Raw genomic sequence first — 12,950 nt, forward strand, 5'->3', positions numbered from 1 at the left:
AGGATTAAAAAAATGCCTGCCCGCGAGCGCGGACTTGTGATTGAAAAAACCGGGCGCAAGGTTACAGCGAATTTCGGAAAACGGAACAAGCCAATTTCGGGGCAAAGCCAATTCAACTATTCACAAAAAGTTGCCAATCAATCCGATACGCACTTTTTGAAATTTTTCAGCACACTACTTGCATGAAACTATCGCCGCATTTGTCGCCCATCTTGCACAATCAGCCGGGCTTTGCCAAAAACCGTACCAAACTGAAAAATAGTGTTAATATGTTCCGTGTCAACACCCGGATGTTGAGATATGCACATTCTCACAGGAACGAATAAAAAACGAGCTGACGATTTGACTAATCCCGCGCTTTAGCGCCAGTGGAAGGAAACGGCCAAAAAAGAAATGGGCTACACAGTCAATGCAAACCATCTCCGTCCACTTCGCTTGGCCGGACAAGCCCCCTAAAACGGGTTCTGACAAAGTGGCTTTGAACGAACAACGCTTGCAATCCTTTGAAAATCACGCAAATCAATCAAGGCAATCCTCAAATCCTCGTTAATCAAGGTATAACTTTGCCGCATGGGAAAAAAGAAACGCCGACAATTCAAAATCAGCAAAAGAGGGTTGCCTCCCGGCACCCTTGTCTATACGGGCGACCGCACGGAGACCTCCTCACACATTGTCACGCTGTGCTATGGAGAGGCTCAATATGCAGAGCAGCCTGCCTACGCACCCGAATTGCGCAATCAAGTAGAAGGCTTGCTTTGGGTGGATGTGCGCAGCCTTACCGATACCCATCTCATCGAAAAAGTCGGGAACGGGTTCCAAATGCACCCTTTGGCGCTTGAAGATGTGCTCAACACGCACCAACGCGCCAAGCTGGAAGAGTATGACAACGGGCTTTTTTTCGTGCTGCACAACCTTCGCCTCGACGCTGGAACGCTTGAGCTGGTCAGTGAGCAAATTTCCCTGTTCATCGGCCACAACTTTGTCGTCTCGTTCCAAGAAGACCCTGACGACACCTTCGCCACTATCCGAAAACGCGCCCAAGAGGGCATCGGCAGAATGCGCAAGAAAGGCTCTGACTACCTTGCTTACGCTTTGATAGACAACATCGTGGACGGATACTACATCCTGCTGGACGAGATTGAGACTCAGGTGCTCGACCTGGAAGAAACCATGTTCAGCAATGGCTCCGACCCTTCCTACAAAGCACGCATTTTCAACTTGAAGCGCTTGGTCAACCAATTTCGACACCGCATCATGCCGCTGCGCGACGCAGTCGCCCGGCTTTTCCGCTCGGAGAGCGAAATCGTCGAAGACGCCAATCGGCTCTATCTCCGCGATGTGGTGGACCACGTTGACCAAATCCTCGACAGCGTGGACAACCAACGCGATATTCTCGACAGCATGGAGGCGCTTTACCACGCCGAATCGGCCAACCGACTCAACGAGGTTATGCGCATCCTCACTGTCATTAGTGTCATCTTTATGCCCTTGACTTTCATTGTCGGTATCTATGGCATGAACTTCGACAATATGCCTGAGCTGCACTGGCACTATGGCTATTTCATCACGCTGGGGTTCATGTTCGTGCTCACGGTGGGGATGCTGGTTTACTTCAGGCGCAAACGTTGGTTTTGAGGGTGAGCACCTCAAATTGAAAGCGCCCGCCCGACCATACAGTCGAGCAGGCGCTTTCTCTATTGTGCCCCACATTCTGGCGTTTATCGTTCAGAATTGAACCCGCAAGCCAGCGTTCGCGTAGAACAGGTTGTTGCGGTGCGATGAGTTTAGGTCTTTGAACACATCCGAAAGACCAAACTGGTAGCCGAGGTCAACGAACAGAATAGAGAGAAAATCCACGCCCACCCCGGCGTTCCATCCCCAGATGATGTTGTTGAGGTCGAGATTCTCAAAAGCTGATTCGTCTTCCGGCTTGTTGCTTAGGTTGAAGGTGGCGTTGGGACCAGTGAACACACGAGCGGCCCAAGCCGCGTCCACACCGCCAAACGAGTAGCCCACCATGACGGGGATGCGCAGGTTGGTGCGCCGATAATCCGACTCTTGCAACACTCTGGGCTGTATCCGATTCTTGACGAACTCGAACTGAATGCCCGGTTGGACGTAGAACTTGGTGCCGATTTGAACGTCGGCCCCTAGCTGATAGCCAATTTTGCTTTTGAAATTGGCCGAGTCAAGCTCGGTGATAGTGGAGGAGTTGAGGCCGACGAAGGGACGAAGCGTTATTTGTGCGTTGACCACGCCAAATAGCAGCCATGCGAAGACCGATGAAAAAAGAATCTTTTTCATAATTCGGAAATGGTTTGAGTTTGAAATGTTTTGCAAAAAAGAGCCTGAGCCAGAATGTTTTGCAGCAGCAAATGTATATCGCCGAATAAATTTTGCAAGCTGAATTTTTGAGCGCAATGCGTCTCGATAGGCGCTACTTTTCCCCCCCCCCGCTTTGGAGGGCATTTCACCTGTCTTGTCCGGACAAACCTCTCCCACTATTTGAACCATGAGGAGTAGAAGACATAGTTGTTGGCGATGCGTTCGATTTGGCCTTTGAACAATTCTGGGGTGAGTTCTTTCACACGCCGGGCAGGCACTCCGGCATAGACTCCCCCTTCGTGACAAACTGTTTTTTCCAAAACAACAGCCCCCGCCGCAATGAGGCAATTCTGCTCCACCACCGCCTCATCCATGATGATGGCGCCCATTCCTACGAGCACGTTGTCGTGCAAGGTGCAGCCATGCACTAGTGCCCTATGGCCGATGCTCACGTTGTTGCCGATGGTGGTGCCACACTTCTGGTAGGTGCCGTGCAGAATCGCGCCGTCTTGAATGTTGACTTTGTTGCCGATGCGGATGAAATTCACGTCGCCGCGCACGACGGCCTGAAACCACACGGAGCAGTCGTCGCCCATGACCACGTCGCCGATGATGGTGGCGTTTTCGGCCAAAAAGCAATTTTGGCCAAATTGAGGAATGAAGTCTCGGCAGGGAAGTATCAATGCCATGGTTCGATTTGCGATTTACGATTGGTTCGATTTACGATTGCCCGCCCGGCCAAGCGCAGCGGACTGGATTCGATTTGCGAGCCACGCGATGGCTGCCCCTATTGCATTGGCGAGCATATCGTCTATTTCATAAAATCTGCCGGGTATAAGAAATCCTTGCACCAGTTCCATCAGCACCCCATAGCAGGAGGTCAGCAGGAAAACAACCAACGCCTCTTTCCAACCAACGCGGCGGCCAGAAGTGCGGGTGTAGCCCCACAAAAACAACCAAGCAAGCACACCATAAGCGACGGCATGGCCCAATTTGTCGGGCGAAAGCAGGTCGAACTTGGGCAGGGGCACCCCCGGCGTGACCGACAGAACGGTGACAAAGATAAGCCAAAGCAGAGCGGGGAGATAGTGTTTGTTCATAGCAAGTTGTAACGACGAGCGCCGGCGAGTGTTGCTCAAATCACGGCATGACCTGGCGCGTCGGGCAGTTCGGGTATTTTGTCCACGAATTTTTCGCGGTCGCTGATGATTTCCACCAAGCGTCGAATGGTGCGCCGCCGAATTTGGCGCTCCAAGTCTTTGTTTGGCTCTTTCAGGATATATTGAAATTTGAGCGACACACTGTCTTTTTTCACTTCCGCCACTCGCAGGTAGTAGCTGTCGGGTTTGATGACATCCTTGAACGGGACGAGTGCCTCCGTCAGGCTTTGCTCCAATTCTTCCACCGTTTTGAGGTGTTTGAGGTCAATATCGAATTCGATGCTGGTGCGCTTGATGCTGCGCTTGGTGTAGTTGACGACTTCCGAATTGAGCACCACGTTGTTGGGGATGTAGATGATGTCGTCGTCGTCGTTGAGCAGATGTATGTTTTGGAGGGTAATGTCGGTGATTTTGCCGCGATGCTGGCCGATACGGATGTTGTCACCGATGCTGAACTGCCCCGAAAAAGTCATAATCATCCCGTTTATCATGTTCGAGATGTAGTCTTTTGTGAGGATGGCAAAACCCGCAAAAATGATGGACAGGGAGGTGAAAAGTTCCCTTGCCTGAATTTTGAACAGCGACAATATGCCCACGATAATCCCCACGGCCAGCAACAACGAGTAGATATGGCTGACACCGATGATGAAGTTGTCTTCGCCGCGCACCTTGTGTCGCCGGCGATACCACCACACCGCCGTGAACTGCACAAAATCGAGGAACATGAGAAAACTGGCGATGCCTGCGATGGCAAAAACATAGTAGTCGAGGGCTTCGCGATACTTCGACCTTGCATACAGCCCCGATACGTCCCACTCGCCCAAGCGAATGAGTACGAGGGCTATAAAAATGAAAACCTTGAGCAGTAAAATGAAGTATTTCATAACGGAGGGGGAAATGGCGGGTTAACGGGAACGTCGAATGGATTATTTTTTCGCCCTGAGCAGCGGGCTTATCGCACGGGCATTCTGATTTCCACTCGTGTGCCCTCGCCCACTTGGCTGTGCAGGTCGAGTTTCCACTTGTGTTCCTTGCATATCGTTTTGACGTAAAACAATCCGAGACCAAATCCCTTCACGTTGTGCACGTTGCCAGTGGGGACGCGGTAAAACTTGTCAAAAACGTGTTTTTGGTGTTCCTTCGAGATGCCGATGCCGTTGTCTTGGACGCTGAGCACCAGTTCGTTGCCTTCGTTTCGGAGGCCGACGTGTATTTCGGGAGCGCCCTTGCTGTATTTCACGCCGTTGTCCACGAGGTTGTGGATGATGTTCGTCAAGTGCAGGCGGTCGGCTTTGACAAGCGCGTTGGTCGCCTCCAAATCGAGGCTCAAGCGCCCCCCTTCTTTTTCGGCGACTTTCATTTCGATGGAGGGCGATACGCCCCTCACGAGTTCCGTCAAATCAAGTTCTTCGAGGTTGAGTTCTATCTTGTCGCGTTCTATTTTGGCGAGTTGCAACACCTTTTCCACTTGAGTGTTGAGGCGCATCACCTGTTCCTTGATGATGTGGGAGTAGCGGTTGAGGCGCGAGTCTTCCTTGATTTTTTCGTTGTTGAGAAAAACGTCTGTCGAGATGTTGATGGTCGAAATCGGCGTTTTGAACTCGTGGGTCATGTTGTTGATAAAATCGCGCTGTAGCTCCGAGAGTTGTTTTTGCCTCAAAATGACAAACATCGTGTAAATGAAGAACGCCAGCGTGACGAGCATCAGCGCCGTGAAAATGATGACGAGCCACATATTGCTCAGAATAGCGGCATTTTTGTCGGGGAAACGCACCCCGAAATAGTAGTTCAGTTCGGTCTTGGTGTGCGGCGGCAAGGCTTCGTCCTGCTTCAGTTGCACTGCTCCGAAGGGTGTGGATTTGTTGTATTCGATGGTCTTCCCCGTCACCATTTGTTTGCTCGAACAGTCGAACACGCCATATTGGAAGTCTTCGTGCAGCCCTTGTTTTTCAAAAGATTTTCGCAGAAAAAACTCCAACGTGTTGGGGTCAAAGTCGTTGTCCACGTTCACCACATAGTAATTGGACGAGAGCCGGTCAATCAAGTCCTGAGAAGGCAACTCGAAAGGCGTGGCCTGTGAAAGGTCATTGGCCGCGTCTATCAGTGCCAGCGTCACCTTGCGGCTAAACTCTTGCTCCTGCAAATCCCATGTGCGCAACACCCAATAGGACTGCACGGCAAGCAGGCTCAACATGGAGACCGCCCCCAACACGATAACGCGACGAATGATTTTGTTGGTCATTTTTCTAAAAGCAGTTTGGCAAACCAGAACATTTGGAACCTTCGAACAAATCCCGTCCGCTGCGTTCAGCCATGCGAGCAATCACAAATCCCAAATCGTAAATCGTAAATCGTAAATCGTAAATCGTAAATCGTAAATCGCAAATCGTAAATCCCAAATCGTAAATCCCAAATCCCCCTACCCTCTCCACACTTCCAGATACTTCTTGATGGCCTCCTTGTTTTCACGATACACTTTTGCGCCGCGAGTGGCGGTCACGATGCTGCACGGGACTTCGGCAGCGGTGGCACGCTGTGTCAGGCCGCGGTCGAAGGCATCGAAGATTTTCCAGCGCTCCAGCATCATGGCACGTTCGTGTTCAGTAAACGTCAGGTGGAGCAATTCGTTGAATTCGGCTTCGTTGCGGATGGACTTGAAAAGTTTGTAGAGCATTGGCAAGGCATTTTTCGCTGCCGCGAAGGTCGGGAGCCTTTCCGAAATCCAAAGGTATTTTGCAATCCGTTCAGATTCAGCCGCATCGCGCTCATGCACGCTTTTTGTAAGTCCAGATAGCCAGCCCGTTCACGGCAGCCGCGTAAGTCAGCACCGTGAAAAAATTGCCTTTGATGTCCTGAATGCCTGCGCCTTTGAGCAACACAAGCCGCATAAACTCCACAAAATATGCCACAGGATTGAGTTTGTTCAGCCACTGCGCCCACTGCGGCATACTTTCCACCGGCGTGAAAAGTCCGCACATCAGGATAAAAATCAGGAGGAAAAACCAGGCGGTGAACATGGCTTGTTGCTGCGAATCGGAAAAATTGGAAATCAAAAAACCAAGACCGAGCATACAGGGCGTGAACGCCGCCGTGTAACCGAACACCAGCCACAGGCTGCCGAGCATCGGGATGTCGAACACGAGTTTGCCCACTGCCAGCCCCAAGGTCATCATCACCAGAGAGAGCAGCCAAAACGGGAGCAATTTCCCGAGAATGAACTGCCATTTGCGCAAGGGGGTCACGTTGAGTTGTTCGATGGTGCCCAGCTCGCGCTCGCGCACGATGTTCAGTGCCGTTAAAAAGCAAATTATCAAGGCCACAATTTCACCCAGAATACCCGGCACCATGAAGGTTTTGTAATCGAGGCGGGGGTTGTACCAATTGGAGTATTCGATGTTGATAGTTGTCCGTTGTTCGTTGTTCGTCAGAGAGGATACCAAGCGCGGTGTCCATTTTTGAGAAAAATCCACGTTGAAATCGCGGACGATGTTTTGCGCATAGCCCATGCCGAGGCCGGCTTTGGTGGCATTGATGGCGTTGGCCGTCAGCGAAATGCTCGCTTTGTTTTCGCGCACGAGGTCGCGCTCGAAGTTTACAGGTATTTCCAAAATCAAATCCACCTTGTCAGCGGCCATAGAGCGGTCCGCATCTTTGGCGGCGAGCGAAAATTGTTTCACCTGAAAATAACCCGACGCGCTGAATTTGTCGGTCAACTGCCGCGAAGCAGGCGACAGGTCGTGGTCCACGACGGCGAGCGCGAGGTTTTTCACCTCATAATTGGCCGCGAACGAGAGCAGCAGCGTCTGCACCACCGGCATCACGAGCAGCAGGGGCAGCATCGTTTTGTTGCGGAAAACTTGCAAAAATTCTTTTTGGACGAGAAAAAGGATGGTACGCATTGTCAGAAAATGTCTTTATTTTTGGAGCGAAATTTTTTATCGAAAAATGGAAGAAGTACTCACTTTATCGGATTACGAAATCGAACGCGGTAAGCCCATGCCAAGTAAAAATCATGCTATCGTCCAAGCCAACCTGCTTTTGGCTATCCAGCCCCGCAACCCTCAATTCAGGATTCTCCCCGAACTCACCATTGACTTTCCCGTACGCGACCGGGTGCCAGATTTGGCTTTTTACCGCCAAGTAGAATTCACGCCTGGCGACGACGAAACCGCAATGACCGAGATGCCTTTGGGGCTTGTCGAGATTTTGTCGCCCAGCCAAAGCACCTCCGAACTGATGCAAAAACTCAAAGAGTATTTCGGCGCGGGTGTTCAGTCGTATTGGATTGTGCTGCCTGATTTCCTGACGGTTTATGTCTATTACTCTCCCGATGATTTTGAGGTTTTTACCAAAAAAGAAACCTTAACAGATAAAAAACTCGGCATCGAATTGAACTTGGGAGAAATTTTCAAGTGAGCCTGTCTTTAAAATTCTTCATGCTCAACCCCAGAAAAAACAAAGCCATTCCGCCCAACACGAGCGTCTCTTTCCACAACACTTCGAGGCCCACGCCTTTTATCATAATGCCTTTCACGATAGGGTTGAACCACGTCGCAGGTATCGCATTACCAATCACTTGCAGCGGCAAAGGCATACTCTCGCGGGGAAAAATGAAACCCGACAGCAACATCGTCGGCATCATCAGGCCGAGCGCCGACATGAACATGGCCGTCATCTGGTCTTTCGCCCGTGTGCTGATAAAAATGCCGAGCGACAAAGCGACGAACATGTAGAGCAAACACTCCGCCGCCAGCAACAACACCGAGCCACTCATTGGCATTCCGAACACGACAATGCCGAGCAACACAACGACGACGGCGTTCAGAAACGAGAGCGCGAGATAGGGCGCCGTTTTTCCCAAAATGATTTGAATCGGCTTCAAAGGCGACACGAGCAGGACTTCCATCGTGCCCAATTCCTTTTCCCGCGCAATCGTGATGGAAGTCATCATGGCCGACACGAGCATCAGAATCAGCGTCATCACGCCCGGCACAAAGTTGAAAGCACCCTTCTGTTCCGGGTTGTAGCGCATACGCGACTCTGTCTGAATGATAAATGATGAATGATGGATGATGCCGCTCGTTTCTGTTTTTTCTTGTTGAAAATCAGCGACGATGGCGTTGGCGTAGTTGACTAAAGTTGTCGCCGTGTTTGGGTCGCTGGCGTCGCCGACGAGTTGGAGTTGGGCTTCGCCGGTCTGGAGTTTTTGGGAAAAATTGTCGGGAAACACGACGGCCATTTTGATTTTACCCGTGCGAAAAGCGGGTTCTAAATCCTCTGCCGAAGTCAGATTTTTTTCCAACTTGAAATAACCGCTCGACGTGAGTTTGTTCACCAGCGCAATGCTCTCCGAATCCTTCGAAGGGTCGAGCACGGCGACGGCGGCGTCCTTGATTTCGTTGGTGAGCACAAAACCGAAGAGCAACACCTGCATCACCGGCATCCCGAACAGGATGAGCAAAGTGCGCCGGTCGCGCAGGATGTGGCGAAATTCTTTTTTGATAAAGGCTGCGAAGCGATTCATTTTTCGACAGGTTTGGGGCGTTTTTTTGACAGGATAAAGATGATTTCGGACTCAAATCCAGCGCGGCACTTTACGGCAATATTCTTCATAAGTTTCTCCAAATTGTTTTTTCAAAAACGGCTCTTCAATCGCTTTTACATACACATGAAAAATGGCGGAAACGACAAGGCTGTAAGCCAGCACTTGCCAACTCGCGTACCACACCGACCAGCCTACTAAAGCCGTCATAATGCCGAGATACATCGGGTTGCGCGAGTATTGGTACAGTTGCGCCGTGACCAATTTTTTCGGCGGATCGAGCGGGAAAGGCGTACCCTCGCCTTTTTTCATAAAGTCCCAGACGCAAATCAGCAAAATGGTGAGGCCGAACAGGATTACGGGCAATCCGAGCCAAGTCCACCAGCCGTGCAAGCCGTCGCTTCGACGGCCCAACCATATCGGCAAATAGACCGCCACCGTGCCGGGAATGACGAGTGTGAAGAGCAGATTCTTAATTAGTAACTTCATTGCCTGTTGGTTATTTGAACGTTTACGAAACCTCAAAAAGGTTTCGTAAACGTATTTTCAGAGACATCAAATTCATCATTTAAGTACCGGAACAGATTTGTTTCACACAACGACACGGCGACACTACGATTTTATTCTTCTGATAATCAATTTTTTGTGCCGTTTTGTCGTCGTGTGAAATGCTTGAATACCTTCGTCTCGGTACTTATCATTCATAACTCATCACTATACGCCCCTCGCCAATTTCCGAAACACCTCGTCCATGTCTTCCGCGCCGAAACTGGCCTTCATCGCGCGCGGCGTGTCGAGCGCTTCGATTTTGCCGCTGACCATGATACTAACTCGGTCGCAATATTCGGCCTCGTCCATGTAGTGCGTCGTCACCATGAGCGTCACGCCGTTGGCGGCGGCTTCGTAAATCAGTTCCCAAAACTGCCGCCGGGTGAGCGGGTCCACGCCGCTCGTGGGTTCGTCGAGGAATACGATTTTCGGTTCGTGGAGCAGGGCGACGGAGAAGGCGAGTTTTTGTTTCCAGCCCAGCGGCAGCGAGCCGACGAGTTTGTCCGCCTCCTCCGTGATTTGCAGTTTTTCGAGCAAAACAGCCGTTTTTGACTTGATTTCCGACATTTTAAGGCCGTAAATCCCGCCATAGAGCCGAATGTTTTCGCGCACGGTGAGGTCTTCGTAAAGGCTGAATTTCTGGCTCATGTAGCCGATGCGGCGTTTGATTTGTTCCGGCTGTTTGCCCACATCAAAACCCGCCACCGTCGCCGAACCGCTCGAAGGCGAGAGCAGGCCGGTGAGGATTTTCAGGGCGGTTGTTTTGCCTGCACCGTTGGCGCCGAGAAAGCCGAAGATTTCGCCTTCGCGTACCTCGAACGTGATGGCATCCACGGCGGTGAATTTGCCGAAGGTGCGGGTGAGTTGGTGGGTGGAGATGATGTTGGTCATGGCTGTTTTTTTGACAGGATTTGCAGGATTTTTTATTTGTTGAGTTCGGGGAAAAAATGCTTTGCCCAAATAGCGAGTTCGTGTATTCTTTTTTCTTGAAAATGCGATTTGTTTAAAGCCACATCATCGGGGAAAAACAAGTGACTGAGTTGATAGAGGTACATCCATTCGAGCATTTTTCTGACTTGAAATGCTTTCAATGCTGTGTCTTCAACCCTTGGCAGCCGAAAACCCGAATCGAAGTTTATGCTTATCGCAGCCGCTTGTTTTCCGTCTTTTAAAAACTGAATTTCCAACCAGTGATAGCTGCAATCGTCACAGGTGCGGTAGTTGCTCCATCTTTCCCGAATCAAATGAGTCAAGTCTGTTCGGAACTTTGATTTTACATATCCAAAATCGGATTCGTTCCAATATGGGGAAGGTTGTTGAATGTTTTTAAGCACCGAGGACAAGTGTTCTGATTGGAAACTTCGCTTAAAAAATGTGTCGCTTACAACCGCCCCTTCTCCCTTCCGCTTAGGCGGATAAACTCTTCCGCTGTATTGGTAGCGAGCACTGCGAGTGGCAAAAAACGTGTCTCGGCGTTCGTATTCAATTGCAAATTCTTCATCGCCGGCGCCCCAACTGTGATTTACTTTCAAAGTGATTTTTATTGCCGCGAGTTGGCGCATGGTTGAGTCTGCCATTGTACTGGGGTTCCATCCAAACGGGCTCAAGCCATACCAGCCTTGTGGCATGAGACATTTTTCCTGTGCGCTTGCAATACTTCCACAAGACAAACTCAGGAAAATCAGGATGGTGGCGACTCTCATCATGTCAAACTTTGCTGTTTATCGGATAATAGCAAGGGGCGTTCGGGTATAGTCGAATGCTTGTGAATTTCCTGTCTGCTTCAGCACCATGAATTTCGCAGAAGCAAGGGGTATATTTTCCACTCTTCCAACGCTCCCTTCTGCGGCGACGGGCACGATGAAGCGGATGCAGTTTTCGGTCAGTTCGATGATGTTTTCTTCCTTGATAAAACAATGACCTTGTTGGCAGGGAATGCCTATCCATGTTTTTTCAGAGAGCAGATATTGGCCTTCCACGGTCACTACCTGCGCTGAACCGGCTGCCACTGTATCGGGGTGGAAGCGGTCTATTCGGGGTTTTAAAAAATAACTGAGCAGCACATCGGGCAGCGTCGCGGTGCGGATGTGGCGATACGGCACAATTGTATTTTTTTCATAGTCAAAGTGGCGGTTTTGCTCTTCCCAATCAGATGGAATCATCAACTGTAAACCTGATTTGGCCTCATAGTTTTGTATTTTAATTGTAAAATCCAGCCATGGGAAGCCATCCGTATAAGGTAACATGACAGGTTGGGTTATAGAGTCATTTCGCTGGAAGCGAATCATCAAAGTAGAATCGTCGCTGTCTCGAACGGTCACTTCATAGGAGCGGGGGAAAACCGCCCGGTGCAATTTTTCAGCGCCAAATGAATAGTTGGAGACCTGAGTAGAGTAAACGGCTGTTTTGTTGCTTATCGCTTTTTTGCCGAATACAATGGGATTGTAGCGAAGTCGTATTTCGCCTTGCACAGGGTAGGTGTTGTCCAACTCTGATTGGAGCTTCAATCGCAGATGGAACACATCCGGCTGTTTCGCATCAATTTTAGCGTATTGAAATGTATATTGAATGCCCGGTTCTTCCCAATATTCTGGTTTTTTTTCGTTGTCGGGAGGCATTTTTTCAAGATGCCAAATGGGGTGACCCAAAATCTGACGGGGTTGTCCGGTTATTCTTTCCAAGTTTTTATATAGGTTGTCTTCGATATGCACCATTTCCCAAGCAGGCGGCAAATCAGGGGCTGTGATAAAAATTGAGTTTTCGACACCTGCCCATTTGGGGTAGCGGTTGAGACGTGCGCCCATGTCGTGATATTCTTTTTCCTGAAAATCGGCCAAAAAAAGTATCGCCCGTTGACCCGGATCCGGCAAGTCAAGCATACCGTGCGAAAGGCTTACATCACTCCCGTCGGGCAATCTTCCTCCGTAACGAATCGCTACTATTGTGTCACCCATTGGTTCGCCTTTGAACACTTTGAACACTTTTATCAAATGCGGCGTGTACGCGGAGGGCCAATTGCCGGCAGTTTTTTTGTATGCTGGCGCTTGTTCTATACATTCTCCTTCTATGACCAAAGCCGCTGTTTTGACACGCTCTTCCAGCTTTGTACAAAAAGACCATTTTAACATTGTGTCGCTCAACGTGACTGTTCCTGTGGAAGCATCTACTACGGCTATTTGCCTGCCACAGTCGCTGATGGTCTTGCTTATTTTGATTCGGTTCGACCGAGGCTCAAACTCGGGGTACAACCAAGTGTTCTCGTCAGCAAAACCAGATTGGCGGAGTCTTACAACTGCTTCATTGAGCGTAGTCTGGGCATTGATTTTTGCAAACAGAAAAAACATGAGGCTTGATAAAAAGAGTGAGCGGAACAT

General features: G+C 50.0%; 15 protein-coding genes. 3 read left to right on the plus strand and 12 right to left on the minus strand.

Annotation, left to right across the window (positions count from 1 at the left end):
* The first annotated feature begins 12 nt into the window (after positions 1-12).
* Both KIS77_19975 and corA read left to right on the plus strand, forming a co-directional pair.
* Positions 13-186 carry a hypothetical protein gene (locus KIS77_19975; GenBank protein ID MCW5924607.1) on the plus strand — a complete coding sequence of 58 codons (174 nt, stop codon included), beginning with the start codon at positions 13-15 and terminating at the stop codon, positions 184-186.
* 384 nt (positions 187-570) lie between these two features.
* On the plus strand, positions 571-1,635 hold the full coding sequence (gene corA / locus KIS77_19980) for a magnesium/cobalt transporter CorA (GenBank protein ID MCW5924608.1): 1,065 nt from the start codon (positions 571-573) through the stop codon (positions 1,633-1,635).
* Positions 1,636-1,725: 90 nt separating this feature from the next.
* On the opposite strand, the gene KIS77_19985 is transcribed toward corA, so the two are convergent.
* The 7 genes from KIS77_19985 to KIS77_20015 form a co-directional block, all read right to left on the minus strand.
* On the minus strand, positions 1,726-2,304 hold the full coding sequence (locus KIS77_19985) for a PorT family protein (GenBank protein ID MCW5924609.1): 579 nt from the start codon (positions 2,302-2,304) through the stop codon (positions 1,726-1,728).
* A 197-nt stretch (positions 2,305-2,501) separates the two neighbouring features.
* Positions 2,502-3,014, minus strand: coding sequence for a gamma carbonic anhydrase family protein (locus KIS77_19990; GenBank protein ID MCW5924610.1), 513 nt, complete (start codon positions 3,012-3,014; stop codon positions 2,502-2,504).
* 15 nt (positions 3,015-3,029) lie between these two features.
* Complete coding sequence (locus KIS77_19995) at positions 3,030-3,425, minus strand: VanZ family protein (protein ID MCW5924611.1); 396 nt, start codon at positions 3,423-3,425, stop codon at positions 3,030-3,032.
* A gap of 35 nt (positions 3,426-3,460) precedes the next feature.
* Positions 3,461-4,369, minus strand: a complete 909-nt coding sequence (locus tag KIS77_20000; GenBank protein MCW5924612.1) for a mechanosensitive ion channel — start codon at positions 4,367-4,369, stop codon at positions 3,461-3,463.
* A 68-nt stretch (positions 4,370-4,437) separates the two neighbouring features.
* Positions 4,438-5,727, minus strand: coding sequence for a HAMP domain-containing histidine kinase (locus KIS77_20005; GenBank protein ID MCW5924613.1), 1,290 nt, complete (start codon positions 5,725-5,727; stop codon positions 4,438-4,440).
* A gap of 177 nt (positions 5,728-5,904) precedes the next feature.
* A complete protein-coding gene (locus tag KIS77_20010; GenBank protein ID MCW5924614.1) occupies positions 5,905-6,159 on the minus strand; it encodes a hypothetical protein in 255 nt (84 codons plus the stop codon).
* 91 nt (positions 6,160-6,250) lie between these two features.
* On the minus strand, positions 6,251-7,384 hold the full coding sequence (locus KIS77_20015) for an ABC transporter permease (protein ID MCW5924615.1): 1,134 nt from the start codon (positions 7,382-7,384) through the stop codon (positions 6,251-6,253).
* Between the two features lie 46 nt (positions 7,385-7,430).
* On the opposite strand from KIS77_20015, the gene KIS77_20020 reads away from it, so the two are divergent.
* Positions 7,431-7,901, plus strand: a complete 471-nt coding sequence (locus KIS77_20020; GenBank protein MCW5924616.1) for a Uma2 family endonuclease — start codon at positions 7,431-7,433, stop codon at positions 7,899-7,901.
* On the opposite strand, the gene KIS77_20025 is transcribed toward KIS77_20020, so the two are convergent.
* From KIS77_20025 to KIS77_20045, 5 genes are all read right to left on the minus strand, one after another.
* Positions 7,894-9,009 (minus strand): ABC transporter permease, encoded by a 1,116-nt coding sequence (locus KIS77_20025; GenBank protein ID MCW5924617.1) that lies wholly within the window; start codon positions 9,007-9,009, stop codon positions 7,894-7,896. The genes KIS77_20020 and KIS77_20025 overlap by 8 nt on opposite strands.
* A 51-nt stretch (positions 9,010-9,060) precedes the next feature.
* Positions 9,061-9,516, minus strand: a complete 456-nt coding sequence (locus tag KIS77_20030) for an isoprenylcysteine carboxylmethyltransferase family protein (protein ID MCW5924618.1) — start codon at positions 9,514-9,516, stop codon at positions 9,061-9,063.
* A gap of 225 nt (positions 9,517-9,741) precedes the next feature.
* Positions 9,742-10,467: an ABC transporter ATP-binding protein gene (locus KIS77_20035; GenBank protein ID MCW5924619.1), complete on the minus strand. Its 726-nt coding sequence runs from the start codon at positions 10,465-10,467 to the stop codon at positions 9,742-9,744.
* Between the two features lie 32 nt (positions 10,468-10,499).
* Positions 10,500-11,153 carry a hypothetical protein gene (locus tag KIS77_20040; protein ID MCW5924620.1) on the minus strand — a complete coding sequence of 218 codons (654 nt, stop codon included), beginning with the start codon at positions 11,151-11,153 and terminating at the stop codon, positions 10,500-10,502.
* Between the two features lie 144 nt (positions 11,154-11,297).
* On the minus strand, positions 11,298-12,950 hold the full coding sequence (locus KIS77_20045; protein ID MCW5924621.1) for a hypothetical protein: 1,653 nt from the start codon (positions 12,948-12,950) through the stop codon (positions 11,298-11,300).

Source organism: Saprospiraceae bacterium, from assembly GCA_026129545.1.
Lineage (GTDB): Bacteria > Bacteroidota > Bacteroidia > Chitinophagales > Saprospiraceae > M3007.